Below are 26179 nucleotides of genomic sequence, written 5' to 3'. Positions count from 1 at the left end.
GACCACACCGATGAACTTTTCGAAATTCTTCATTACCCGGCCGATCTTCGCCGCGGTGCTGTCGCTGGTGCTGCTGATCGCGGGTTCGATCTCGCTGTTCCAGCTGCCGATCAGCGAATACCCCGAAGTGGTGCCGCCTACCGTGGTGGTGCGCGCCAACTTCCCCGGCGCCAACCCCAAGGTGATCGGCGAGACCGTCGCCGCGCCCTTGGAGCAGGCCATCACCGGTGTCGAGAACATGCTGTACATGTCCTCACAGTCCACCGCCGACGGCAAGCTGACCCTGACCATTACCTTCGCCCTGGGCACCGACCTGGACAACGCCCAGGTGCAGGTGCAGAACCGCGTGACCCGTACCCAGCCCAAGCTGCCGGAAGAAGTGACGCGCATCGGTATCACCGTCGACAAGGCCTCGCCCGACCTGACCATGGTCGTGCACCTGACGTCGCCGGACAACCGCTACGACATGCTCTACCTGTCCAACTACGCCATCCTCAACATCAAGGATGAGCTGGCGCGCCTGGGCGGCGTCGGCGACGTGCAGCTGTTCGGCATGGGCGACTACTCGCTGCGGGTGTGGCTCGACCCGAACAAGACTGCCTCGCGCAACCTGACCGCCAGCGACGTGGTGGCCGCCATTCGCGAGCAGAACCGCCAGGTCGCCGCCGGCCAGTTGGGCGCCCCGCCCGCCCCCGGCTCGACCAGCTTCCAGTTGTCGATCAACACCCAAGGCCGCCTGGTCAACGAGGAAGAGTTCGAGAACATCATCATCCGCGCCGGCGCCGACGGCGAGATCACCCGCTTGAAGGACATCGCCCGGGTCGAGCTCGGCTCCAGCCAGTACGCCCTGCGCTCGCTGCTGAACAACCAGCCGGCGGTGGCCCTGCCGATCTTCCAGCGCCCAGGCTCGAATGCCATCGAAATCTCCGACGAAGTGCGGGCGAAGATGGCCGAGCTGAAGAAGGACTTCCCGGAAGGCATGGACTACAGCATCGTCTATGACCCGACCGTGTTCGTCCGCGGCTCCATCGAGGCGGTGGTGCACACCCTGTTCGAAGCGCTGGTGCTGGTCGTGCTGGTGGTGATCCTGTTCCTGCAGACCTGGCGTGCCTCGATCATCCCGCTGATGGCCGTGCCGGTGTCGCTGATCGGTACTTTCGCGGTGATGCACCTGTTCGGCTTCTCGCTCAATGCGCTGTCGCTGTTCGGCCTGGTGCTGGCCATCGGTATCGTGGTGGACGACGCCATCGTCGTGGTGGAGAACGTCGAGCGGAACATCGGCCTGGGCCTGAAACCGTTGGAGGCCACGCAAAAGGCCATGAGCGAAGTCACCGGGCCGATCATCGCCACGGCCCTGGTGCTGTGCGCAGTGTTCGTGCCGGCGGCGTTCATCTCTGGCCTGACCGGGCAGTTCTACAAACAATTCGCCCTGACCATCGCCATCTCCACCGTGATCTCGGCGTTCAACTCGCTGACCCTGTCGCCAGCCCTGGCCGCGGTGCTGCTCAAGGAACATCACGCGCCCAAGGACCGTTTCTCGCGGATCCTGGAAAAGCTGCTCGGCAGCTGGCTGTTCGCGCCGTTCAACCGCTTCTTCGACCGCGCCAGCCACCGCTATGTCGGCGGTGTGCGCCGGGTCATCCGCTCCAGCGGCATTGCCCTGTTCGTCTATGCCGGCCTGATGGGCCTGACCTACCTGGGCTTCTCGTCCACCCCGACCGGCTTCGTCCCGGCCCAGGACAAGCAGTACCTGGTGGCCTTCGCCCAATTGCCCGACGCCGCCAGCCTCGACCGCACCGAGGCGGTGATCAAGCGCATGAGCGAGATCGCCCTGAAACAACCGGGCGTGGCCGATTCGGTCGCCTTCCCGGGCCTGTCGATCAACGGTTTCACCAACAGCCCGAACAGCGGCATCGTGTTCACCCCGCTCAAGCCATTCGACGAGCGCAAGGACCCGAGCCAGTCGGCCGGTGCCATCGCCGCCGCGCTGAACGCCCAGTTCGCCGACATCCAGGACGCCTATATCGCGATCTTCCCGCCACCGCCGGTACAAGGCCTAGGCACCATCGGCGGCTTCCGCCTGCAGATCGAGGACCGTGGCAACCTGGGCTATGAGGCGCTGTACAAGGAAACCCAGAACATCATCGCCAAGAGCCACAACGTGCCGGAACTGGCGGGCCTGTTCACCAGCTACCAGGTCAACGTGCCCCAGGTCGATGCTGCCATCGACCGCGAAAAAGCCAAGACCCACGGCGTGGCGATCAACGATATCTTCGACACCCTGCAGGTCTACCTGGGTTCGCTGTACACCAACGACTTCAACCGCTTCGGCCGCACCTACCAGGTCAACGTCCAGGCCGAACAGCAGTTCCGTCTCGACGCCGAGCAGATCGGCCAGTTGAAGGTGCGCAACAACCTCGGCGAAATGATCCCGCTGGCGACCTTCCTCAAGGTCAGTGACACCTCCGGACCTGACCGGGTGATGCACTACAACGGCTTCATCACCGCCGAAATCAACGGTGCCGCGGCCCCCGGCTACAGCTCCGGCCAAGCCGAAGCTGCGATCGAGAAACTGCTCAAGGAGGAACTGCCCAACGGCATGACCTTCGAATGGACCGACCTGACCTACCAGCAGATTCTCTCGGGCAACACCGCGCTGTTCGTGTTCCCGCTGTGCGTGCTGCTGGCCTTCCTGGTGCTGGCTGCCCAGTACGAAAGCTGGAGCCTGCCGCTGGCGGTGATCCTGATCGTGCCGATGACCCTACTGTCGGCCATCACCGGGGTGATCGTCTCCGGTGGCGACAACAACATCTTCACCCAGATCGGCCTGATCGTACTGGTGGGCCTGGCGTGCAAGAACGCCATCCTGATCGTCGAGTTCGCCAAGGATGAACAAGCCAAGGGCCTCGACCCGCTGGCCGCGGTGCTGGAAGCCTGCCGCCTGCGTCTGCGGCCGATCCTGATGACCTCGATCGCCTTCATCATGGGCGTGGTGCCGCTGGTGTTCTCCTCCGGCGCCGGTGCCGAGATGCGTCATGCCATGGGTGTGGCGGTGTTCTCGGGGATGATCGGGGTGACCGTGTTCGGCCTGTTCCTGACCCCGGTGTTCTTCTTCCTGATCCGCCGTTTCGTCGAACGTCGCCAGGCCCGCAAGGCCGCGCACGCCCCGGCATTGGAGAACCATGCATGAAGCTGCTCAAACCCCTGACCCCGAGCCTGCTGGCGTTGGCCCTGGCGGCCTGCGCGGTGGGCCCGGACTACCAGACCCCGGCCACGGCACCGGCGCAGCTCGACAGCAGCCTGCAAGCCAAGGCCTTCGACCGCAGCCGCTTCGAGAGTGTGTGGTGGAAGCAGTTCGACGACCCGGTGCTGAACCAACTGGTGCAGGCCTCGCTGGACGGCAACCGCGACCTGCGCGTGGCCTTCGCCCGGCTGAAGGCGGCGCGGGCGATCCGCGAGGATGCCGACAACGACCAGTTCCCCGTGGTCACCAGCCGCGCCAGCAGCGACTTGGGCAAAGGCCAGATCCCCGGCCAGACCGAACGCCGGGTCAACAGCGAGCGCTACGACCTGGGCCTGGACATGGCCTGGGAGCTCGACCTTTTCGGCCGCATCCAGCGCCAGATCGAGGCCAGCGAGGCCCAGGAAGCCGCCGCCGAAGCCGACCTGCAACAGCTGCAGGTCAGCCTGATCGCCGAGCTGGTCGATGCCTATGGCCAACTGCGCGGTGCCCAGTTACGCGAGAAGATCGCCCTGGCCAACCTCAAGACCCAGCAGGAGTCGCGGGACATCACCGTGACCCTGCGTGACACCGGGGTCGGCAACGAGCTCGACGTGGTCCGCGCCGACGCCCGTCTAGCGGGCGTCGAGGCCACCGTGCCGCAATTGCAGGCCGAACAGGTACGCGCCAAAAACCGTATCGCCACCCTGCTCGGCCAACGCCCGGACGCCCTGACCGTGGACCTTGCACCCAAGGCCCTGCCGGCCATCGCCAAGGCCCTGCCGGTGGGCGACCCCGGCGAGCTGCTGCGCCGCCGCCCGGACATTCGCAGTGCCGAACGCCAACTGGCGGCAGCCACCGCCAATGTGGGCGTGGCTACTGCCGATCTGTTCCCGCGGGTCAGCCTGAGCGGCTTCCTCGGCTTCACCGCCGCCCGAGGCTCGCAGATCGGCTCCTCGGCCGCCAATGCCTGGGCCCTCGGCCCAAGCATCAGCTGGGCCGCGTTCGACCTGGGCAGTGTGCGTGCCCGCCTGCGCGGGGCCAAGGCCGACGCCGACGGCGCCCTGGCCAACTATGAGCAACAGGTGTTGCTGGCCCTGGAGGAGTCCGCCAACGCCTTCAGCGACTACGGCAAGCGCCAGCAACGCCTGTTGGCACTGATGCGCCAGAGCGACGCCAGCCGCAAGGCCGCCGAGCTGGCCTCGATCCGCTATCGCGAAGGGACGGTGGATTACCTGGTGCTGCTGGATGCCGAGCGTGAGCGGCTGAGCGCCGAGGATGCCCAGGCCCAGGGCGAGGTCGAGCTGTACAGCGGCATCGTGGCGATCTACAAGGCCCTCGGCGGTGGCTGGCAGCCAGAAGTGGTCGCCAGCTCGCGCTGATCGCAAGCAGATGTAAAGACTCCTTTGGTTGGTTCCTCCCCCAACCGTTTGCCCCGCTGGCCTTGGCCCGCGGGGCTTTTTTTGATGGCCATGGCGTCGGAGCCAGCAAAGCCTATGCCAGCCACTACTGTATTGCCAGGTTCGCCAGCATGGCGCCTACCTTGGTGCTTGCAGCCCGGACCATTCTGCCCCAAGCTCTGCCTTCTTCCGCCATGGACCGCCGCGCACGATGCCCAGACGCCACCGCTACCTGCTCGCCCTGCTGCTCGCAGTACTGGTGCCCGTTGCGCTCGGCTACCTGTGGCGCACCCCGCAACCCAGCGTGCCGGAGCTGCCCCCGCACAGCTATGCCAAAGCCCTGCGCCAGGCCCATGAAGGCCAACCAGGAGCCGCCCGCGTGCTGTACCAGCAGTTGCAGCGTGACGACCTGGCGCCGATCCGCCGCGCCGCGCTGTACGCCGAACTGCCCAACTACCCCTCGCCCCAGGCGTTGAAATTGGCCAGACTGGACCTCGAACACGACGATCCGATGGTACGCCGTGCCGCCATCGCGGCCGTGCGCAGGCTGTTGCCGGCCGCCCAACGCAGCCTGGTGCTCGGCCCCCTGCTGGAAGATGACGAGCAAAGCGTGCGCTTCGCCGCGGTGGACGCCCTGCTGGGGCTCGACCCTGATGCCATCGGCCTGTACTTCGGCCCCTTGCAGGCCGCCCTGGAGCAATACCAGCAGACCCTGGAGCAACAGCCCGAGGACGCTGCCGCGCAGGTGCACCTGGCCAGGTTGTACATGCACGAACAAGCCTTCGATGCCGCGGCGCAGGCACTGGCGCGCAGCCTCGAGGTAGCCCCCGACAACCTCGATGCCCTGGCGACCCAGGTGCGCCTGCTCGAAGCCCAGGGGCAGCACGATGCCTCCCGGGCGGTGCTGGCCAAGGCTCTGGCCCTGCGGCCGGACTCCGCGTTCCTGCAACACGAACTGGGGTTGTGGCTCAGCCGCCATGCGCAACAGGAATACGCCTTGCTGGCATTGGCGCGCGCCGTGGAGCTGGAGCCCGACAACAACGACTACCGCTATACCCTGGCCCTGACTCTGCATGAACTGGAGCAGGTAGATGCCGCACAGAAGCAACTGGAGGCCGTGCTCAGCCGCGAGCCGGCCAATCGCCGGGCGCGGGTTCTGCTGATCCAGTACTGGAAGGAAACCGGGCAACTGCAGAACGTCCAGGTGCTGCTGGCCGAACTGGAACGCCAGAACCCCGACGATCCCTACCTGCAACAAGGCCTTTGAGACGCGCCGGGCGCATGCTTGGCCGCCGAGTCAGGCCTGCAGCAGACGCTGAATCCGTTCGACCAGTGTCACCAGCGAGAACGGCTTGAGCAACAGGTCGGTCCCGGGCTCATCAAGCAGCGCCTGCTGCTCTGGATCATCGTTGAAGCCGGTAATGAACATGATCTTCTGTTCAGGGTTGATCAAGCGCAGTGCCCTGGCCACTTGCCGCCCGCTGAAGCCACCCGGCAAGCCGATGTCGGTCACCACCAGCTCGAACGGACCGTTGTGACGGTACTCCGCCAGGGCACTGTTGGCATCGGCCACGGCGCACACCTCGAAGCCATGCTCGACCAGGGCCTCCTTCATCACCCCACGCAAGCTGGTCTCGTCATCGACCAGCAACAGGCGCCCACCCTGGACCTGGGCATCCATGCCTGCCAGAGGCTCAGGCAAGCTCTCGTGACAACGCGGAAACATCAGCACGACCCGCGTGCCCTGGCCTTGCTGCGACTCGATCCAGATCTGACCACTGGATTGCTGGACAAAGCCGTGGACCATCGGCAAACCCAGGCCGGCCCCCTGCCCGAGCGGCTTGCTGGTGAAAAACGGTTCGAAAGCGCGGGCCACATCATCTGGCGACATGCCATGCCCATCATCCTCGACCTGCAACACGACATGATCACCCGCCACCCATTGCGCCGAATACTCACTCACGCCCTCGACCCGCTCATTGGCAATTCGAATCGATACATTGCCCTGCCCCAGGCAGGCGTCGCGGGCGTTGCGGCACAGGTGCATCAAGGCATTGCGTAACAGGTCGGGGTCCAGCCTGACCGGCCAGGGCGCCTGGTCCATGTGCCAGTGCAGGCGCATACCGCTGCCAAGGGTCTGTTGCAACAGCGGCGTCACGGACTCGAGCAAATGCTTGATGTCAAGCACGTTGGGGGATAACGGCTGGCTGCGAGCAAACGCCAACAGATTGTGCGTCAGGCCAATCGCTCGACTGGTAGCCTCGCGCGCTATGGCTACATAGCTCGCCAGATTTTCCAAACGCCCTTGGGCAAGCCGTCGGTCCAACAGTTCGAGACTGCTGCTGACCCCCGACAGCACATTGTTCATCTCATGCCCCAGGCCGCCCGCCACTTTGACCATCGAGTCCATGCGCTGGCTTTCCTCCACCGCGGCCTGTGCCAAACGCTGCACGGCCTGGCGCTCTTCGCTGATATCGCGTCCCACCAGCGTCGGCACGTCCTGCTCGCACGTACCGTGCCAGCGAAACCAGCAGTAATGGCCATCGTGATGCCGCACACGCCCATCGAAGGCCACCGTCTGCGCACCCTGCAACAAGGTGCTCAGCATCAACTCGGCTTCGGTGCGATCAGCTGGGTGAAACAGCTCCGGCAATGGATATTCGGGGGTGCCATCCGCCGGCCAGCCTAGCGCGTTATGCCAGGTCGGGTTGGCCATGCGCACCTGCAAGTCCTTATCGAGCGTCAACATCAGGTCGGGCGACAACTGCCAGGTCGACGTGGAGTGACTAAGGTGATGCTCCAGCCGCGCTTCGAAGGATTGCGCCAGCTCCCGCCACCTACGGGTCGTCTCGACGCTGGCGGTAGTCTCGATCAAGGTATGCAGAAAGCCGGCGATTGTTCGTCGGTCGTCATGCAAGGGAGACAGGCAGCCGGTGAACCATACCGTCGTCGCACTGCCCGGGTGGGCAATCGGCAGCGGGGCATCCGCCAGCAGGCTGCCCCGCCCCTCGAGGGCCATGAACACCGCGGCGCCCAGGCTGTCCCAGGCATGGGCCCACAACTGCTCGAAACGACAACCCTGGAAATCCGTCTCTTCGGCCAGCAGCTGCTTGTAGCCTTCGTTGTGGATGACCGTCAGCTCCGGCCCCCAGGCCAGCGCGCAAGGAAAGGGTGACAACAACAGCATGTCCACGGCAATGCGCAAGGCGGGCGACCACAACACCAGGGGCCCCAGGGGCGTGGTGCTCCAGTCGAAGTCGGTGACCGACGCGCTCATGCCCGTGGCTTCGGCGGCTGACGGCCGCAACGAGATACCCTGTACCGCTCCGGGAAGCGGGTTCGGATCAGCGGCCAATATCTTCGTTCCACAATTCAGGCTTACTGCTGATGAATGCGTCCATCAGTTGCCTGCAGGTTTGATCATGGCGCACATCGAGGGTCACGCCACGCGTGCGCAGCAGTTGCTCCTCGCCCAGGAATGTCTCGTTCTCGCCGATGACCACCGTCTTGATGCCATACAACAGGATCGCCCCGCTGCACATGGCGCACGGCGACAAGGTGGTATAGAGCGTGGCATCGCGATAGACACTCGCCGGTTGCCGCCCGGCGTTTTCCAGGGCGTCCATTTCACCATGCAGGATGGCGCTGCCCTGCTGCACGCGCCGATTGTGGCCGCGACCGATGATCTTGCCAGCGTGCACCAGCACCGAACCGATTGGGATACCGCCCTCCTCCAGCCCTTTGCGGGCCTCGTCGATAGCGGCCTGCATGAAGGAGCAAGAACCCTGTTCCATGGTGTTTTCCCGGGGTGCGATTGTTTTGCAGCAGACTAGCACAACACGCGCTGTATCAAAGCTATGCTCTATAGGCTTTTCGCTGGCCTGATCATCCGCTCTCCATGGACTCGACGGGTATGCACACATGAACAAGAAGATCCTGGTCGTGCTGACCAATACCGCCAAGTATCCGACAACCAAGCGCGCCACAGGGCTGTGGCTGGGTGAAGCCGTGCACTTCGTCGACACGGTGCAGCAGGCCGGTTTCACGGTCGACTATGTCAGCCCGGCCGGCGGCTATGTGCCGATCGACCCGCACAGTTTGCAAATGGCGCCGGAACTGGACTGGCGGTGGTACGACGACAAGACCTTCATGAACCGCCTGGGCGCCACCCTGAGCCCTGGCCAGGTCAAGGCCGAGCAGTACAGCGCCATCTACTACACCGGTGGCCACGGCGTGATGTGGGACTTCCCCGACAATCAGCCGTTGCAGGAGCTGGCTCGGCGTATCCATGAGCGCGGCGGCGCCGTGGCAGCGGTCTGCCATGGTGTGGTCGGGTTGCTCAACATCAAGCTCAGCGACAACAGCCTACTGCTCAAGGGACGCAAAGTAACCGGCTTCTCCAACACTGAAGAGAAACTGGCCGAACTGGATAAAGTAGTGCCGTTTCTGACCGAAAATGAGCTCATTGCCCGCGGCGGTGAATACAGCCAGGCCGATGATCCCTGGGCAGCCTTTGTGGTCGAGGATAACAGCCTGATTACCGGGCAGAATCCCGCCTCCACTAGCGGGGTTGCCGAGGCCGTCATTCGCTTCCTGGGCAACCGCTAGCCAGCACAAAAGCAGCGCGGGGCAAGCCCACTCCCATCAATCTGGGAGCGGGCTTGCCCCGCGCTGGTTCATGGCCTGAAGCGTGTTATTCGACGCTCAGCACGCCACGACGTACCTGGTCACGCTCGATCGACTCGAACAGCGCCTTGAAGTTGCCTTCACCGAAGCCATCGTCACCCTTGCGCTGGATGAACTCGAAGAACACCGGGCCGAGCAAGGTTTCCGAGAAGATCTGCAGCAGCAGACGCTTGTCGTTGGCCTCGGAGGCGCCATCCAGCAGGATGCCACGGGCCTGCAGTTGGTCGACCGGCTCGCCGTGACCCGGCAGGCGCTCCTCGAGCATTTCGTAGTAGGTCTGTGGCGGCGCGGTCATGAAGCGCATGCCGCATGCCTTGAGGGCATCCCAGGTCTTGAGCAGGTCGTCGGTGAGGAAGGCTACGTGCTGGATGCCTTCGCCGTTGAACTGCATCAGGAACTCTTCGATCTGCCCCGCGCCCTTGGACGATTCCTCGTTGAGCGGGATGCGGATCATGCCGTCAGGAGCGGTCATGGCCTTGGAGGTCAGGCCGGTGTACTCGCCCTTGATGTCGAAATAACGGATCTCGCGGAAGTTGAACAGTTTCTCGTAGAAACCGGCCCAATAGGCCATGCGCCCGCGATAGACGTTATGGGTCAGGTGGTCGATGATCTTCAGGCCCGCACCGACCGGGTTGCGGTCGACGCCTTCGATGAACTTGAAGTCGATATCGTAGATCGAGCTGCCTTCTTCGTAGCGGTCGATCAGGTACAGCGGCGCGCCGCCGATACCCTTGATCGCCGGCAGGCGCAGTTCCATCGGGCCGGTTTCGATTTCCACCGGCTGGGCGCCCAGCTCAAGGGCACGGCGGTAGGCTTCGTGGGCGTTGCGCACGCGGAAGGCCATGCCACACACCGACGGGCCGTGCTCGGCGGCGAAGTACGAGGCGATGCCAGGTTCGTTGTTCAGAATCAGGTTGATGCCACCCTGGCGATACAGGTGTACATCCTTGGAGCGGTGGGTCGCCACCTTGGTGAAACCGAGCATCTGGAATACCGGCTCCAGCACGCCTGGGGTCGGCGAGGCGAGCTCGATGAATTCGAAGCCTTCCAGGCCCATCGGATTTTCGAAGATATCTGCCATGTTCGTGTCCTCATCTGCAGCGAATAACGATTGATCAGTTGCTTTGGATGTCGAACAGGGGTGGTGGTGAGCAGGGAATACCGCGCACGCTGCGGGCAAGGAAGTCACCAATGATCAGCTTGAACCCATGGTATGTCATATGGACCCATTCTCGGCGGGCTTGATTCCCCGGGAAGCGGGAAACCTTATTGTTTTATTCGTAAATCGATTCTACAGGGCGTAAATGGCTTTGTCGCGCTTTAGTTCGCAACCGGTGCCGACAAACGGCTATTCTTCGTCTCATCATGCCCGTCCGCCACAAGGTCCACTTGCCCATGCCCCTGACCGCCAAACGCCCTGCCCGCTGGAGCTGGCGCTCGCTGCTGCCCTGGGTCGTCGGCGTACTGCCGCTGCTGTGCGGATTGCTGGTGATACGCTGGCAGACCGAACATGACCTGCGCGCCAGCAGCCAGGCCACCAGCCAGGAGGTGGTGCGGCATATCGAGCAGATCCTCGACAGCCTGTCCACCGCAGCCAATCACCTGTTGCCCATGGCCGGCCAGCCCTGTGAACGGGCGCAATTGGCACTGCGCGTCGAGGTCACCCGCAATGCCTTCGTCCGCTCGACCAACCTGTTCGAGCATGACACGCTTTATTGCTCGTCACTGTTCGGCGATTTCGACGAGCCTGTGGATGCCCAGGACTACACCGATGGGCATCTGTGGCTGATGGACGGTAATTCAGTGACCCCGGGCCATCCATTGCTGGTCTACCGGGTCAGCGAAGACAGCCGCGGCGCGATCAGCACAGTGGACGGCAGCCACCTGCTGACCGCCCTGCGCCTGATCGGCGAGGACGACGTGCTGCGGGTGCAGGTAGGCAACCACTGGATGGGCGCGGATGGCAAGGTTCATCAGGGCACCCCACCGATCGCTGCCAGCGCCGCGGTGACCTTTGCCTCCACACGCTACCCGTTCAGCGTGCATGGTGGCTATGGCGCCGACAAGCCGGGCGCGGTGATGCGCGCGCGCTACCCGGCGCTGCTGAGCCTGTTGCTGGTGCTCGGCGCCATTGCCGGCGGCGCCTGCCGCTGGCAACTGCGGCGGGCCAGCTCGCCCAGGGCGGAACTGGACCGCGCGCTGGAAGCCAATGAGTTCGTCCCCTATTTCCAGCCCGTGGTCCGCGACGGTGACTACCACTGGGCCGGTATCGAAGTGCTGATGCGCTGGCAGCACCCGCGCGAAGGCCTGGTACGCCCGGACCTGTTCATCCCCTACGCCGAACACAGCGGCCAGATTGTCGCCATGACCCGCAGCCTGATGCTCAGCACCGCGCAGATGCTGTCGCCCCATGCCGCGTTGCTCGAGGACGGCTTCCATATTGGTATCAACATCACGGCCGACCATTGCCGCGACCTGACCTTGCTGGATGACTGCCAGACGTTCCTCCAGCATTTCCCGCCCGGGCGGGTGGTGCTGACCCTGGAACTGACCGAGCGCAAGCTGATCGAGCCCACCCCGGTCACCCTAGAGCTGTTCGAGAAGCTGCACGCAATGGGGATCATGATCGCCCTCGACGACTTCGGCACCGGCCAGTCCAGCCTCAACTACCTGCGCCAGTTCAAGGTCGACTACCTGAAGATCGACCAGAGCTTCGTCGCCATGATCGGTGGCGACGCGCTGTCCCAGCACATCCTCGACACCATCATCGAGCTGTCGGCCAAGCTGGAGCTGGGCATCGTCGCCGAAGGCGTGGAAACCGAGGTGCAGCGCGACTACCTGGCCCATCATGGCGTGGACTTCCAGCAGGGCTATCTGTTCGCCCGACCGATGCCCGGCAACGAGCTGCTGCTGGCCTTGGCCGCCCGCCCCGGTAGCCTAAGGTTGCCGCAAGACAACGCCCCTGAGATCATGCGCGGCTGATCCACTCGCTCAACTTCCCGTTTCCGAGGCATTCGTGTCAAAAGGCATTCTTTCGTCGGTCATGGCGTCCTGTCTGTTCGCCGTGATGTACTTCTATACCTCTTTCCTCAAGCCCCTCGACGGCGAGGAAATCTTCGGCTGGCGCACCCTGCTGACCCTGCCCTGCCTGACACTGTTCATGCTGCTGTCCAAGGACTGGAAACGGGTCGGCGAACTGCTCGGGCGCGTACGCCAACAGCCACTGCTGTTGCTGGGCATGGTCGGCACATCGTGGCTGATGGGCGTGCAGCTGTGGCTGTTCCTCTGGGCACCGCTGCACGGGCGCAGCCTGGAAGTGTCGATGGGGTATTTCCTGCTGCCGCTGGCCATGGTCCTGACCGGGCGACTGGTCTATGGCGAGCGCCTGTCACGCTTGCAGAAGGTCGCGGTGAGCTGCGCGGCCCTGGGGGTGGGCCACGAGTTGTACCAGCACGGCAGCTTCGCCTGGGAGACCTTGCTGGTGATGATCGGCTACCCAATCTACTTCGTGCTGCGCCGACGCTGCCGCACCGACCACCTGGGCGGTTTGTGGTGCGACATGTGCCTGCTGCTACCCTGGGCCCTGTACTTCGTCATCCAGGGCCCGCTGTCGACGGCAGACCTGGCCGAACACCCAGGCCTGTACGGGCTGATCCCGCTGCTCGGGGCGATCAGTGCCAGCGCCCTGATCGCCTACGTGCTGGCCAGCCGTCTGCTGCCGTTCAGCCTGTTCGGCCTGCTCAGCTATGTCGAGCCGGTGCTGCTGGTGGCCGTGGCCCTGCTGCTGGGCGAGACCATCGGCCCTGACCAGTGGCTGACCTACCTGCCGATCTGGGCCGCGGTACTGGTGCTGGTGCTCGAAGGCTTCAAGCACCTGCTGCGTCAACGTCGGCGCCCGGTGTAAGGCGCACCTGGCGCACGCGGCGCTCCTCCACCGCGACCACGGTCATGACCCAGCCATTCCAGGCCAGACGATCACCAACCACCGGCAAGCGGTCCAGCAGGCTCATCACCAGGCCCGCCAGGGTCTGGTAGTCCTCGGTGGCGCGGGCCACGAATCCGGTGCGCGCCTGGACCTGGGCCAGGTTCAGCGCACCGCTGACCACGAAACCGCCCTCTTCCTCGACCACGCCGGGCCCTTCGACCTCGCTGGCGTCCGGCAGCTCGCCGGCGATCGATTCGAGGATGTCGGTCATGGTCAGCACACCGGTGAAGTCACCGAACTCGTTGACCACGAAGGCAATGTGCGTCGACTGCCCGCGCATCTGCTCCAGGGCGTTGAGGATGCTGAAGCTCTCCAGCAGGTTCAACGGTGCCCGGGCCAGGGCTTCCAGGTCGGGCGAGGTGCCACCCAGCAGTTCCTTGAGCAGCTCTTTCTTGTGCACGAAGCCCAAGGGTTCCTCGATGCGGCCATCGCGGATCAGCGGCAGGCGCGAGTACGGCGAGTTGATCAAGGCCTGGGTGATGGCCGCGGCAGGCTGCGACAGGTCGATCGCATCGACCTTGGCGCGCACTGTCATCACCGTGCGGATCGGCCGTTCGGCCAGGTTCAGCACGCCGCTGATCATCACTCGCTCACGGCGGTCGAACACCACCTGCTCGGCACCGCCTTCCACCAGGTCGGCGATCTCCTCGCCGACCTCGTCGGCCTCCACCCGGCGCCCGCCCATCAGGCGCAGCACGGCATGGGCGGTGCGCTCACGCAACGGCCGGTGCTGCTGCACGCTGCGCTTGCGGCGGGCACGGGCCAGTTGGTTGAACAGTTCGATCAGCAGCGAGAAACCGATGGCCGCGTACAGGTAGCCCTTGGGGATATGGAAACCCAGGCCTTCGGCGGTGAGGCTGAAGCCGATCATCATCAGGAAGCCCAGGCACAGCATGATCACCGTCGGGTGTTCGTTGACGAAGCGGGTCAGCGGCTTGCTGGCGACGATCATGATGCCGATGGAGAAGATCACCGCGATCATCATCACCGACAACTGCTCGACCATGCCCACGGCAGTGATCACCGCGTCCAGGGAGAACACCGCATCCAGTACCACGATCTGCGCGACGATGGGCCAGAAAGCGGCATGACGCACCGCGCCGCTGGCCTGGGCGACATGCCCCTCGAGGCGTTCATGCAGCTCCATGGTGGCCTTGAACAGCAGGAACACACCACCGAACAGCATGATCAGGTCACGGCCGGAGAAACTCTTGCCGAAGATCTCGAACAGCGGCGCGGTCAGGGTCACCATCCACGAGATACTCGCCAGCAGGCCCAGGCGCATGATCAGCGCCAGCGACAGGCCGATCACCCGGGCGCGGTCGCGCTGATGAGGCGGTAGCTTGTCGGCGAGGATGGCGATGAACACCAGGTTGTCGATACCCAGCACCAGCTCGAGGACGATAAGCGTCAACAGGCCCAGCCAGGCCGTGGGGTCGGCTAGCCATTCCATTAGCGGGTACTCACAGGGGAAGCGTCACGGGGACGCGGGAAGGATGGCCGGGACGGCCAGGGACTGGGGGGCTCCGCGAAGGTGCTCATATAGACCTTATAAAAATTTGGGGAGGTGATCCTACAATCGAAGCAGTTTTCTCTGACAGTGCAAAACTATTACAAAAGCTGTAGCAAATAGTCGGATGTGCCTCGCCGCGATCCTTGCCAGCGCCGATTGACCGACAGCCATCCCCCCAGAGAGCATTTTCGTTCAATACGCACCTCGCAAGCTCAAGCAGCATAGCCACGCCATCCCCCACAAGGAAACCCTCGATGAGCCTGACATTGTCCATGGCCGCCTTCGCCCTGGCCGCCTCCATCTCCCCTGGCCCGGTCAATATCGTCGCGCTCGGCAGCGGCGCTCGACACGGCCTGCGCGCCAGCCTTGGGCATGCGGCCGGCGCCACCCTGGGGTTCTGCCTGTTGCTGGTGCTGGTGGGGCTGGGCGTGCATGAGCTGCTGCTGCGCTGGCCGCTGCTGGGGCGCCTGCTGCATTGGGGTGGGGTGCTGTTCTTGCTGTACATGGCGTGGAAGCTCGCCAGCGACGACGGTGGCTTGACCGGTGACGATGCCCGACAGGCCCCCAGCGCCTGGCACGGCGCGGCGATGCAATGGCTGAGCCCCAAGGCCTGGTTGGCGGCAGTGGCCGGGATCGGAGCCTATACCGCTGGCGAACACCAACTGCTGTGGCTGTTCACCTGGATCTATGCGCCGATCTGCTTCGTTTCAGTCGCCAGTTGGGCCTGGGCGGGCAGTGTGATCCGCCAGTATCTCGGCGAGCCCCGGCGGATGCGCCTGTTCAATCGGGTGTTGGCCGGTTTGCTGGTGGCGAGTGCGGCTTACTTGATGCTGTGAGGGTGTCACTGCTGGCCCCGCGATAGTGCCCTGGGGTCGTGGCCAGGTGGCGCTTGAAGGCCCGCTGCAGGTGGGCCTGGTCGGCGAAGCCGGACTCCAGCGCCACCTCGGCAATCGGCCGCCCCGCACGTAACTGCGCCCGGGCATGCTGCACCCGCTGATCGAGCAGGTAGGCATGGGGCGATAATCCGAAGCGCTTGCCGAACGCCCGCGTCAGGTAGGCCCGGGACAACTCCGCCGCGGCGCAGATGTCCTCCAGGCTCAGCGGGTCGAGGCGATGGGCGCGAATGAACGCGGCAGCCAGCTCCAGGCGTGGATGCGGCGCCGGACCAAGCGCCGTCCCCTGGTCGAGACACCCTGGCAGCGTCGCGAAAAAGGCTTCCAGCTGTGCGGCCTTATCCTCGGCCTCGCTGTCGAACAGCCTCGCGAACAGTTCCAGCAGCCGTCCGTACAGCGCGCGCGAGGTACTCATGGTCGCATCGGGCAGCGCGAAACCTTGCGCCAACAGCCAAGGCATATCGACGAACAGCATCAGGTAGGACCAGGGCTCGCCCGCAATCGGGTTGCAGGTGTGCACCACGCCTGGGTTCATCAGTACGGTAGTGCCGCTCGCCACCAGGTACGCCTGATCACCCGTCAGGTAGGTGCTGCGCCCGCCGGTGATCACGCCGATGGAAAAACTCTCGTGGGAATGCGCCGCGTAGCACACCTGGCGGCCATCACCCACACAGCGGGCCTCGACGAAGGGCAATGCCGGATCACGCCAGAACCGCGAGCCCTCGATCATCGCCCTGCCCTCAGCCTTCGCCGCCCTGCACCACCACCAGCAACTGCGCCTGGCGCTCGCCCACCGAGCGCAGGCGGTGCGGGGTCTGGGCGTTGAAATGCAGGGCATCGCCGGGCTCCAGCAACACCCGCTCGCTCATGAAGTCCACCTCTACCTGGCCGGCATGGACGAACAGGAACTCCTCGCCCTCATGTTCCTTGAAGGTTGGGTCACTGAATTCGCTCGGCGGCTGAATCAGAAACGGCAACAGGCTGCGCTGGCCAACCTGCGAGGTCAGTACCGAATAGCCCGGCCCTTCGCCGTCGCCCACCAGCGCCTGACGCTCGCCATGGCGCACCAGGCTATAACGCGCCTGGCCCTCGGACTCATCGGCGAACAGTTCCTCGACATTGACGTTCAGTGCCCGCGCCAGCTTCAACGCGGCGGCGATCGACGGCGTATTCAGGCCGCGCTCGACCTTGGACAGATAGCTCTTGGTCATGCCGGCCTTGTCAGCCAGCACGTCGAGGGTGATTCCCAGTTTCTTTCGCAGCAGTTTCAGTCGGATAGACATGTGAAGCAGGTTTCCCGGACAAACGCACTTGCTTATGACACTTTGTGTCATATAGGATTATTTGTGTCATTTGATGGCCCACCCCTCCACCGTCGAAAGCACAGGGGTGGGCCAGCCCTGACATCCACCATCACGCCACCGAGGACAGATCCCCATGGCCAACACCCTTTCCCTCAGCAAAGACCAGCTGGTGCAAAAGGCACTGACGCAGATGCAAGGTTCGCTCGCCGATAATACGTGGACTGTGCGCGAAAAGCTGGCCCTGACCTGCCGAATTCTCTTCGATCATGGCCACGACTCAGGGCTGGCCGGGCAGATCAGCGCCCGCGGCCCGCAACCAGGCACTTTCTACACCCAGCAACTGGGCCTGGGTTTCGACGAGATCAGTGCCAGCAACCTGCTGCTGGTCAACGAAGACCTTGAAGTACTCGAGGGCCAGGGCATGCCCAACCCGGCCAACCGCTTCCACAGCTGGGTGTACCGCGCCCGCCCGGACGTCAACTGCATCATCCACACCCACCCCACTCACGTGGCCGCGCTGTCGATGCTTGAAGTACCGCTGCAGGTCTCGCACATGGACCTGTGCCCGCTGTACGAGGACTGCGCGTTCCTCGAGGCCTGGCCAGGCGTGCCGGTGGGCAACGAGGAAGGCGAGATCATCAGCGCCGCCCTGGGCGACAAGCGCGCCATCCTGCTCTCGCACCATGGTCAGTTATCCACCGGCGGCAGCATCGAGCAGGCCTGCGTCTACGCCCAGCTGATCGAACGCGCGGCGCGCCTGCAGCTGCTGGCGATGGCCGCCGGCACCATCAAGCCGATCGCCGCGCAACTGGGCCGCGATGCCCACGACTGGATCGACCGGCCCAAGCGCCACGGCGCGGCCTTCAACTATTTCGCCCGACAGGCCCTGCGCGCCCACGCCGATTGCCTGAACTGACCCTGACTGCCTTGCTTGCGGAGCCTTGCACCCATGACTACTCGATTCCACGGCATCATCGGCTACACCATCACCCCGTTCAGCCAGGATGGCGAACAACTCGACCTACCGGCCCTGGGCCAGTCCATCGACCGCCTGGTCGATGGCCATGTCCAGGCCATCGCACCGCTGGGCAGCACCGGTGAAGGCGCCTACCTGAGCGACAGCGAATGGCAGCAGGTCGCCCAGTACAGCCTCGAGCGCATCGACCGGCGCGTGCCGAGCATCGTCAGCGTCTCCGACCTGACCACCGCCGGTGCCGTGCGCCGCGCACGCTTCGCCCAGCAGCACGGCGCGGACGCCGTGATGGTGCTGCCCGCGGCCTACTGGAAGCTCAGCGAAGCGGAGATCCTCCAGCACTACCGGGCCATCGGCGCGGCCATCGATATTCCGATCATGCTCTACAACAACCCCGCCACCAGCGGCACCGACATGCCGGTGGAGCTGATCCTGCGCATCGTGCGCGAGGTGGACAACGTGACCATGGTCAAGGAGAGCACCGGCGACATCCAGCGCATGCACAAGCTACACCTGCTCGGCGAGGGCCAGGTGCCGTTCTACAATGGTTGCAACCCGCTGGCGCTGGAGGCCTTCGTGGCCGGGGCCACAGGCTGGTGCACGGCGGCGGCGAACCTGATTCCCGCCTTGAACCAGCAGCTGTACCAGGCCGTGCTGGCCGGCGAGCTGGAACAGGCCAAGGCCCTGTTCTACCGCCAACTGCCCCTGCTGGAGTTCATTCTCAAGGGCGGACTGCCCGCGACCATCAAGGCCGGGCTGGGCATGACCGGGCTGGCGGTGGGCGAGCCTCGTCGACCGGTGTTCGGCCTGAATGAGCCGGGTCAGCTGAGGCTCAAGTCGCTGCTCGACGCGCTGCGCTAATTGCTTGCTGCGCGGGTAACCCCGCCCCCACAGAGGACACAATCCCTGTGGGAGCGGGTTTACCCGCGAACACCGGCGCAGCCGGTGCCAGGCACCTGCCGTGCAAGCAACGACGCCCTACAGTTTCCAGTCCAGGCTCACCATCAAGGTGCGTGGCTGGCCCATGTACACCCCGTTGTAGAAACCAACATTGTTGAAATAGTGCTGGTCGAACAGGTTCTTCACATTTAGCGACGCCGACACATGTTCGTCGAACTGGTAGCGTCCCATCAGCCCAACCACGGCGAAGGCCCCCTGGGTCATACGCCCGGCAGCGGTGACCAGGTTGCCGTCGGCATCGCGACCAACCGGACGCTGGCCGGTACCGTAGATGTCGCTCTGCCAGTCGAGCGTGCCGCCAACTGTCAGCTTCGGCTGCAATTTGTAGGTGCTCGAGAAGCGCACCAGGTTCAGCGGTTGCTCGGTATTCTTGCGGGTCTTGTCACCGCTGATGGCATGGTTGTAGCTGTAGCCCAGGCTCATCTGCCAGTCCGTCATCACCTCGCCGGCCAACTCGGCCTCGAAGCCCTCAACCACCACGCCCTTGCCGCCCGACTTGTAGTACTGCTCACGATTGGGGCCCAGCGGCACCGAATCATCGATCTCCGGCACATTGTCCTGCTTGCTGCGATACACCGCGGCGCTCAGGTTGGCGCGGTCATCGAACAGGCTACCCTTCAAACCGATCTCGTACACCTTGCCGACCACTGGCTCCAGGTACTTGCGATTGACGTCGCGCACATTCTGGGGCTGGAAGATGTCGGTATAGCTCGCGTACAGGGTGTACTGCTCGGTGAGGTCGAAGAGCACGCCGGCATAGGGCGTCCACTGGTCGTTGTGGGTCTGGGAGCTGGTCGACACGCCCGTCAGGGCCAGGTTCTGATCGTAGCTCCACTGGCGGCTCTTGGTCTCCCAGCTACCGTAGCGACTGCCCAGCACGAAGTGCAGGCGGTCGGTCGCATTCAGGCGCGTGGCGATGTAACCGGCCTTCTGCCGGGTATCGTCACGCGAGCCATCGCGTCCGGTGGAGGGATCGTGGAACTTGGCGACCGCGCTCAGGTGTTTCCAGTCTGGAATCTTGCGGTAATCGGCGGGCACCACGGGATCGAGCAGGTAAGGCGACTCGTTGCGCCGCTCGGACTCACCGTAGCCGAGCATGAAGTCGTGACGACGACCGAACAACTGATAGGGGCCGGCCAGATTCAGATCGACGGCGGTCATCCGCTCTTCACCGGAAAAATGGCTGTACCAGGCGCTCATGCCGCTGCCATCAGCGGCGGGGAAGCCCGAACCGCCGTAATAGACCTTGCCGTCGCTGTCGCTCCAGCGATGGGTAAGGGCTGCCTTGAGCAGCCAGTCGTTGCCCAGGTCCTGGTCCAGGGTGACGAACAGCGTCTGGTCCTTGAGCGGCCAGGACGACCAGGGCGCGGCCATGTTGGTCGAGCGCGGCAGGTGCGCCTTGCCGCCTTCGGCGTTCCAGTACGGCACGGCGCCCCAGGAGGCGCCCTGCACATGCTTGTTCTGGTAGTCATAACCCACCGCCAGCACGGTGCTGTCGCTCAGGTCCGCCTCGAGGATGCCGTAGGCCACCTCTCGCTGGCTGGCGTAGCGCTCCATGAACGACTTGCTGTCGCGATAGGCCAGCACCGTGCGCCCACGCAGGCGGCCGTCCCAGCCCAGCGGTCCGCCGACATCGACATAGCTGTGGTAATCGTCGTGGCTGCCGGCGCTCACGCCACTCTGCACCGCCAGTTGCCCGGTTGGGCGCTTGCGCACCATGGCGATGGTGCCGGACGGATCCCCTGCCCCAGTGGTCAGGCCGGTGGCGCCGCGCACCACTTCGATGCGGTCATAGATGATGGTGTCCGAATCGGACTTCAGCCCGGCGAACGTGTTGAGCATCCCGTCGACCTGGAAGTTGTTGATCTCATAGCCACGGGCGTAATAGGCCGGCCGCTCGGAGTCGTAACGCTGCACGGTGACCCCGGTGACCCGCCCCATCGCCTCGGACAGCGTGCCGAGCTGGAAGTCGTCGAGCTGCTGGCGGGTCACCACCGACACCGATTGCGGCGTGTCCTTGATCGACAGGTTCAGGCGCGTCGCCGCGCTCATGCTGCCAGTGGTGTAGGAGCCGGTGTGTTCCGTGGTGCTCCCCAGACCAAGGGCGAAGATTTCGGTGGAGCCCAGTTCCAGGGCTTCGCCTTCAGGCCTGGGCTCGGTTGGCTCGGCCAGGGATAGCGGGCTGGCCACGCTGGCACACAGGCCCAGGGTGAGGGTCATGGAACGGCTGATGGGCGCGAACATCGCTGCCTTTCTCCTTGTTCGTTTCGATGAAGTCCATTGACTGCCGACAAGCGGCATTCACATGAAAACGAATCTCGTTTGAGATTCATTATCGAAATCTGAGAAAGGAAGCCTTTACCCCGGCCGAGACCCTTTCGCGCGCCAGGCTACGAAAGGGCCTGCGGGATCACGGCATCACAGGTGGCACATACTGCAAGGTCGTACCCAATGCCCACAACAGCACCAGCACCAACGGCACATGCACCAGCAGCTGCACGAACGAGAAGCCGATCAGGTCACGCGCCTTGAGCCCCAGCACACCCAGCAGCGGCAGCATGTAGAACGGGTTGATCAGGTTCGGCAGCGCCTCAGCGGCGTTGTAGATCTGCACCGCCCAGCCCAGGTGATACTGCAGGTCGTTGGCCACCAGCATCACGTAGGGCGCCTCGATGATCCATTTGCCACCGCCGGAAGGGATGAAGAAGCCCAGCACCGCCGAGTAGACGCCCATCAGCAGCGCATAGGTGTCGTGGGTGGCGATCTGGGTGAAGAACAGCGAGATATGGTGCGCCAGGGTCTGGGCATCGGCACCCTTGACCTGGGTGAGGATCGCCGCGATCGAGCCGTACAGCGGGAACTGGATCAACACCCCGGTGGTGGTCGGCACGGCGCGGGCCACGGCGTCGAGGAAGCTGCGCGGGCGCCAGTGCAGCAACGCACCCAGCATGATGAACAGCAGGTTGTAGGTGTTCAGCCCGGAAATCGCGGTGATCGCCGGTTTGGTGGCGAATTCCTGGTACAGCCAGCCACCGGCCAGGGCCACCAGCAGCAGGATCAGGATCGGGCTGTACTCCAGCCACTCGCCGGGGCGGGTACGCTGCGGCGACGGCGGTGCGCTGAAGCTTGGGTCGACACCGCAGTCCTCGGCGCTGCGCGCGCTGTTCGGGCCGGGCGCGGTGGCATAGGCGACCACCAGCGAGACGATTACCAACGCCGCCAGCATCACTCCGGACTGCCAGAGGAAAATGGTCTCGGTGAACGGGATCACCCCGGTGATCGACAGGATCGACGGCGGCAGGCTGGCCGGGTTGGCCTGCAGCTGCGCGGCCGACGACGACAGGCCCAGCGCCCATACGGCGCCAAGGCCCAGGTAGGCGGCGGCACCGGCGGCGCGGTAGTCCATCTGCAGGTCTTTGCGCCGGGCCAGGGCCCGCACCAGCAAACCGCCGAACACCAGAGACAGGCCCCAGTTGAGCAGGGACGCGAGCATCGAAATCAACGCCACCCAGCACACCGCCGAGCGCCCGTTGCGCGGCAGCCGCGCCAGGCGATCGATCAGCCGCGCGGCAGGCGGCGAACTGGCCACCACATAGCCGCCGATGACCACGAAGGCCATCTGCATGGTGAACGGGATCAGGCTCCAGAACCCATCGCCAAACGCCTTGGCGGTGTCGGTGGGCTTGGCGCCCATGGCCAGGGCGCCGAGCGACACCAGCATCACGGCCAGGGCGGCGAACACCCAGGAGTCGGGGAACCAGCGTTCGGCCCAGTTGGAGCAACGCAGGGCAAAGCGGGCGGAGCGGCTGTCTTGGATATCAGCGGCCACGGGGACTTCCTTTTATTGGTTTTATCGGAGATTTCAGCAAAAACGCAAAAACCTGTGGGAGCGGGTTTACCCGCGAATGCGCTGGTGAATGTACCGGCGCATTCGCGGGTAAACCCGCTCCCACAGGGTTGAAGAGTGAGGCTTAGAAGGTCATTTCCTTCACATCGTCCGCCACGATCAGCTTGCCGGCGGTCTTCTCGATGATTTCCTCGACACTCACCCCCGGTGCGGTCTCGCGCAGGATGAAAGCGCCGTTGTCGATCTCCAGGTAAGCCAGGTCGGTGAGCACCTTGCGGATGCAGCCGGCTCCGGTCAGCGGCAGGCTGCACTTGGGCAGCAGCTTGGACTCGCCGTCTTTCGAAGCGTGGGTCATGGTGACGATGATGTTGTCGGCACCGGCCACCAGGTCCATGGCGCCGCCCATGCCCTTGACCAGCTTGCCGGGGATCATCCACGAGGCGATGTTGCCCTCCACGTCCACCTCGAAGGCACCGAGCACGGTGAGGTCGACGTGGCCGCCACGGATCATGGCGAAGGACTGCGCCGAGTCGAAGATAGACGCGCCGCGACGAGCGGTGACGGTCTGCTTGCCGGCGTTGATCATGTCGGCGTCGATCGTGGCTTCGGTAGGGAACTCGCCCATGCCCAGCAGGCCGTTCTCCGATTGCAGCATCACTTCCATGCCCTCGGGCACGTAGTTGGCCACCAGGGTGGGGATGCCGATGCCGAGGTTGACGTAGTAGCCGTCCTTCAGTTCACGGGCGACGCGTTGCGCCATTTGTTCGCGGGTCAATGCCATGGTCAGGATCTCTTTGTTGTTCTTGAGGGCGGCGCTCAGGCCTTGACGGTGCGCTTTTCGATGCGCTTCTCGAAGGTGCCGACGATGACCCGGTCGACATAGATGCCCGGGGTGTGGATCTCGCTGGGCAGCAGCACGCCAGGCTCGACGATCTCCTCGACCTCGACCACGGTGATCTTGCCGGCGGTGGCGGCCAGCGGGTTGAAGTTCTGCGCGGTGTTGCGGTACACCACGTTGCCGTAGTGGTCGGCCTTCCAGCCCTTGACGATGGCGAAGTCGCCGGTGATGGATTCTTCGAGGATGTACTTGCGGCCCTTGAACTCGCGCACTTCCTTGCCTTCGGCGACCGGGGTGCCGTAGCCGGTGGCGGTGAAGAAGGCTGGGATGCCGGCGCCGCCGGCGCGCATCTTCTCGGCCAGGGTGCCTTGCGGGGTGAGTTCCACTTCCAGCTCGCCGCTGAGCAACTGGCGCTCGAACTCGGCGTTTTCGCCCACGTAGGAGGCGATCATCTTGCGGATCTGCCGGTCTTCGAGCAGCACGCCCAGGCCAAAGCCGTCGACGCCGCAGTTGTTGGAGACCACGGTCAGGCCCTTGACGCCGCGGCGCTTGATCTCGGCGATGAGGTTTTCCGGGATGCCGCACAGACCAAAGCCGCCGGCCAGTACCGTCATGTCGTCGGTCAGGCCTGCCAGGGCCTCTTCATAGGTTGCTACACGCTTGTCCAGTCCGGCCATGCTCAGTCGCCTTTTGTAGTTGTTGGAACCGTACGGTCATCTTCACTGTAGTCGACTGATTTGTTAATTTTGTTTTCATCATCGATTGATAACTTTTCCAAAACAAAGGTCGAGCCTGTCATGAACGTTAAGCAGCTGCGTGCCTTCGTCACCGTGGCCAAGTACCAGAGCTTCGCCCAGGCCGGCGAGCACCTGCACGTGTCGCAACCGGCCCTGAGCCTGACCATCAAGGCCTTGGAGGACAACCTCGGCGGCGCCCTGCTCAGCCGCACCACCCGCAGCGTCAGCCTCACGCCCGAGGGCGAGGTGCTGCTGCCCCTGGCCCGGCGCCTGCTGGCCGACTGGGACGACACCGAGGAGATGCTGCGCCAGCGTTTCACCCTGCAACTGGGCCGGGTGTCGGTGGCGGCCATGCCGGCCTTTGCCGGCAACCTGCTGCCGCAGTCGCTGAAGGTGTTTCGCCAGCGCTACCCCAAGGTCAACGTCACCGTGCACGACGTGATCAACGAGCAAGTATTGGAGTTGGTGCGCCACCGCCGCGTCGAACTGGGCATCGGCTTCGAGCCCGACAGTAGCGAAGCATTGCGTTTTCATCCGTTGTACCTGGACCGGTTCGTCGCCGTGGTCCCCGCCGATTCGCCCCTCGCCCGCCAATCCCAGGTGCGCTGGCAAGAACTGCTGGCCCAGGATTTCATTGCCCTGCAGCGCCCCTCGGCGGTACGCCTGCTACTCGAGCAACACCTGGCCGCCAACCATGGCAAGCTGGCGGTAGCCTTCGAGAGCCATCAACTGTCGACCATTGGCCGCATGGTCGCCAGTGGCCTGGGGGTCAGCGCCGTGCCGGCCCTGTGCATCGGGCAGATGCAGGAACTCGGCGCCCGCTGCGTGCCACTGGTCGACCCCAGCGTGGAGCGACGCATCGGCGTGATCGCCCTTAACGATCACAAGCTGTCGAAAGCCGCCGAGGCACTGCTCGATATCCTGCTTACCCATACCCATCCACAGGAGGTGACATGCGCTACGTGAATCTGGCGGGCAACCGCGTGCCGAGCATTGGCCAGGGTACCTGGTACATGGGCGAGGACCCCGGGCGCAAGGCCGCCGAGGTGGCGGCCCTGCAACAAGGCATGGACCTGGGGCTGACCCTCATCGACACCGCGGAAATGTACGCCGAAGGCGCTGCCGAGCAAGTGGTCGGCCAAGCCATCGCCGGGCGTCGCGAACAGGTGTTCCTGGTCAGCAAGGTCTATCCGCACAATGCCAGCCAGCGCGGCGTGCCGGCCGCCTGCGAACGCAGCCTGAAACGGCTGGGCACCGACTGCATCGACCTGTACCTGCTGCACTGGCGCGGGCAGTACCCGCTGGAAGAGACGGTGGAGGCGTTCGAGCGGTTGATCGAACAGGGCAAGATCCGCCGATGGGGCGTGTCCAACTTCGACCTGGACGACATGCACGAGCTGGACAACGCCGCCTGTGCCACCAACCAGGTGCTGTACAACCCGGCCGAACGGGGTATCGAGTTCGACCTGCTGCCCTGGAGCCGCGCGCAGCAGCTGCCAGTCATGGCCTACTGCCCGCTGGCCCAAGCCGGACGGTTGTTGCATCACCCGGTGATGGCCCAGGTTGGCGCACGCCATGGCGCCACGCCAGCGCAGGTGAGCCTGGCCTGGGTGACGCGCGACGAAGGGGTGATCGCCATTCCCAAGGCGGTGAACCCCAAGCATGTGCGCTTGAATGCACAAGCCGCTGAGCTGGTGTTGAGCGAAGAAGACCTGCGGGCGATCGACCAGGCGTTTGCGCCTCCGACACGCAAGCAGCGCCTGGCGATGGTCTGACAACCCGCCTGTAGGGGCCAGCCGGCAAGGCTCCTACAGCGTCGTGGG

21 protein-coding genes are annotated in these 26179 nt (G+C 64.4%); 11 read left to right on the top strand and 10 right to left on the bottom strand.

What is annotated here, in order from left to right:
• Window positions 1-10: 10 nt before the first annotated feature.
• The 3 genes from HU772_RS11240 to HU772_RS11230 all read left to right on the top strand — a co-directional run bounded on the left by HU772_RS11240 (window position 11) and on the right by HU772_RS11230 (window position 5887).
• Window positions 11-3190, top strand: a complete 3180-nt coding sequence (locus HU772_RS11240; protein ID WP_186657614.1) for an efflux RND transporter permease subunit — start codon at window positions 11-13, stop codon at window positions 3188-3190.
• The gene (locus HU772_RS11235) at window positions 3187-4602 is read left to right on the top strand and encodes an efflux transporter outer membrane subunit (protein WP_186657612.1); all 1416 of its coding nucleotides are present in this window, start codon (window positions 3187-3189) and stop codon (window positions 4600-4602) included. The genes HU772_RS11240 and HU772_RS11235 overlap by 4 nt, the downstream gene beginning before the upstream one ends.
• Window positions 4603-4831: 229 nt before the next feature.
• Window positions 4832-5887, top strand: a complete 1056-nt coding sequence (locus tag HU772_RS11230) for a tetratricopeptide repeat protein (protein WP_186657610.1) — start codon at window positions 4832-4834, stop codon at window positions 5885-5887.
• A gap of 30 nt (window positions 5888-5917) precedes the next feature.
• Here HU772_RS11230 and HU772_RS11225 read toward each other — a convergent pair whose 3' ends face one another.
• Both HU772_RS11225 and HU772_RS11220 read right to left on the bottom strand, forming a co-directional pair.
• A complete protein-coding gene (locus tag HU772_RS11225) occupies window positions 5918-7897 on the bottom strand; it encodes an ATP-binding response regulator (protein WP_225923131.1) in 1980 nt (659 codons plus the stop codon).
• A gap of 67 nt (window positions 7898-7964) precedes the next feature.
• Window positions 7965-8414, bottom strand: coding sequence for a nucleoside deaminase (locus HU772_RS11220; protein ID WP_225923129.1), 450 nt, complete (start codon window positions 8412-8414; stop codon window positions 7965-7967).
• A 127-nt stretch (window positions 8415-8541) separates the two neighbouring features.
• Here HU772_RS11220 and HU772_RS11215 point away from each other — a divergent pair, with 127 nt between their 5' ends.
• Window positions 8542-9228, top strand: coding sequence for a type 1 glutamine amidotransferase domain-containing protein (locus HU772_RS11215; protein WP_186657608.1), 687 nt, complete (start codon window positions 8542-8544; stop codon window positions 9226-9228).
• Window positions 9229-9313: 85 nt separating this feature from the next.
• On the opposite strand, the gene hppD is transcribed toward HU772_RS11215, so the two are convergent.
• Window positions 9314-10387: a 4-hydroxyphenylpyruvate dioxygenase gene (gene hppD, locus HU772_RS11210; protein ID WP_134691997.1), complete on the bottom strand. Its 1074-nt coding sequence runs from the start codon at window positions 10385-10387 to the stop codon at window positions 9314-9316.
• Window positions 10388-10701: 314 nt separating this feature from the next.
• On the opposite strand from hppD, the gene HU772_RS11205 reads away from it, so the two are divergent.
• Both HU772_RS11205 and rarD read left to right on the top strand, forming a co-directional pair.
• Window positions 10702-12288, top strand: coding sequence for an EAL domain-containing protein (locus HU772_RS11205; RefSeq protein WP_186657607.1), 1587 nt, complete (start codon window positions 10702-10704; stop codon window positions 12286-12288).
• A gap of 34 nt (window positions 12289-12322) precedes the next feature.
• Entirely contained in the window at window positions 12323-13210 is an 888-nt protein-coding gene (gene rarD, locus HU772_RS11200) for an EamA family transporter RarD (protein ID WP_186657605.1), read from the top strand.
• Here the strand turns inward: rarD and HU772_RS11195 are convergent.
• Window positions 13173-14744, bottom strand: a complete 1572-nt coding sequence (locus HU772_RS11195; protein WP_186657589.1) for a TerC family protein — start codon at window positions 14742-14744, stop codon at window positions 13173-13175. The genes rarD and HU772_RS11195 overlap by 38 nt on opposite strands.
• 314 nt (window positions 14745-15058) lie before the next feature.
• Here HU772_RS11195 and HU772_RS11190 point away from each other — a divergent pair, with 314 nt between their 5' ends.
• Complete coding sequence (locus HU772_RS11190; protein ID WP_186657587.1) at window positions 15059-15640, top strand: LysE family translocator; 582 nt, start codon at window positions 15059-15061, stop codon at window positions 15638-15640.
• On the opposite strand, the gene HU772_RS11185 is transcribed toward HU772_RS11190, so the two are convergent.
• Both HU772_RS11185 and HU772_RS11180 read right to left on the bottom strand, forming a co-directional pair.
• Complete coding sequence (locus tag HU772_RS11185; protein ID WP_186657584.1) at window positions 15585-16427, bottom strand: helix-turn-helix transcriptional regulator; 843 nt, start codon at window positions 16425-16427, stop codon at window positions 15585-15587. The genes HU772_RS11190 and HU772_RS11185 overlap by 56 nt on opposite strands.
• Before the next feature lie 10 nt (window positions 16428-16437).
• Window positions 16438-16980 carry a helix-turn-helix domain-containing protein gene (locus HU772_RS11180; RefSeq protein ID WP_186657582.1) on the bottom strand — a complete coding sequence of 181 codons (543 nt, stop codon included), beginning with the start codon at window positions 16978-16980 and terminating at the stop codon, window positions 16438-16440.
• A gap of 154 nt (window positions 16981-17134) precedes the next feature.
• Here HU772_RS11180 and HU772_RS11175 point away from each other — a divergent pair, with 154 nt between their 5' ends.
• Together HU772_RS11175 and HU772_RS11170 are read left to right on the top strand one after the other, a co-directional pair.
• Window positions 17135-17917, top strand: coding sequence for an aldolase (locus HU772_RS11175; protein WP_186657579.1), 783 nt, complete (start codon window positions 17135-17137; stop codon window positions 17915-17917).
• Window positions 17918-17950: 33 nt separating this feature from the next.
• Entirely contained in the window at window positions 17951-18835 is an 885-nt protein-coding gene (locus HU772_RS11170; RefSeq protein ID WP_186657575.1) for a dihydrodipicolinate synthase family protein, read from the top strand.
• Window positions 18836-18952: 117 nt separating this feature from the next.
• Here the strand turns inward: HU772_RS11170 and HU772_RS11165 are convergent, their stop codons facing one another.
• The 4 genes from HU772_RS11165 to HU772_RS11150 form a co-directional block, all read right to left on the bottom strand.
• Window positions 18953-21178: a TonB-dependent siderophore receptor gene (locus tag HU772_RS11165; protein ID WP_186657566.1), complete on the bottom strand. Its 2226-nt coding sequence runs from the start codon at window positions 21176-21178 to the stop codon at window positions 18953-18955.
• Window positions 21179-21344: 166 nt separating this feature from the next.
• Window positions 21345-22763: a short-chain fatty acid transporter gene (locus HU772_RS11160; protein ID WP_186657564.1), complete on the bottom strand. Its 1419-nt coding sequence runs from the start codon at window positions 22761-22763 to the stop codon at window positions 21345-21347.
• A 142-nt stretch (window positions 22764-22905) separates the two neighbouring features.
• Window positions 22906-23562 (bottom strand): CoA transferase subunit B, encoded by a 657-nt coding sequence (locus HU772_RS11155; protein ID WP_110739718.1) that lies wholly within the window; start codon window positions 23560-23562, stop codon window positions 22906-22908.
• 35 nt (window positions 23563-23597) lie between these two features.
• Window positions 23598-24296: a CoA transferase subunit A gene (locus HU772_RS11150; RefSeq protein ID WP_134693009.1), complete on the bottom strand. Its 699-nt coding sequence runs from the start codon at window positions 24294-24296 to the stop codon at window positions 23598-23600.
• A 120-nt stretch (window positions 24297-24416) separates the two neighbouring features.
• On the opposite strand from HU772_RS11150, the gene HU772_RS11145 reads away from it, so the two are divergent.
• Both HU772_RS11145 and HU772_RS11140 read left to right on the top strand, forming a co-directional pair.
• Window positions 24417-25322, top strand: a complete 906-nt coding sequence (locus tag HU772_RS11145; protein WP_186657562.1) for a LysR family transcriptional regulator — start codon at window positions 24417-24419, stop codon at window positions 25320-25322.
• Window positions 25310-26131 carry an aldo/keto reductase gene (locus tag HU772_RS11140; protein ID WP_186657560.1) on the top strand — a complete coding sequence of 274 codons (822 nt, stop codon included), beginning with the start codon at window positions 25310-25312 and terminating at the stop codon, window positions 26129-26131. The genes HU772_RS11145 and HU772_RS11140 overlap by 13 nt, the downstream gene beginning before the upstream one ends.
• Window positions 26132-26179: the final 48 nt, after the last annotated feature.

Source organism: Pseudomonas xantholysinigenes (assembly GCF_014268885.2).
GTDB classification, from domain to species: Bacteria; Pseudomonadota; Gammaproteobacteria; order Pseudomonadales; family Pseudomonadaceae; genus Aquipseudomonas; species Aquipseudomonas xantholysinigenes.
Note: the sequence above shows the minus strand (reverse complement) of the source record. Positions and strands in the feature narration are given on the sequence as shown.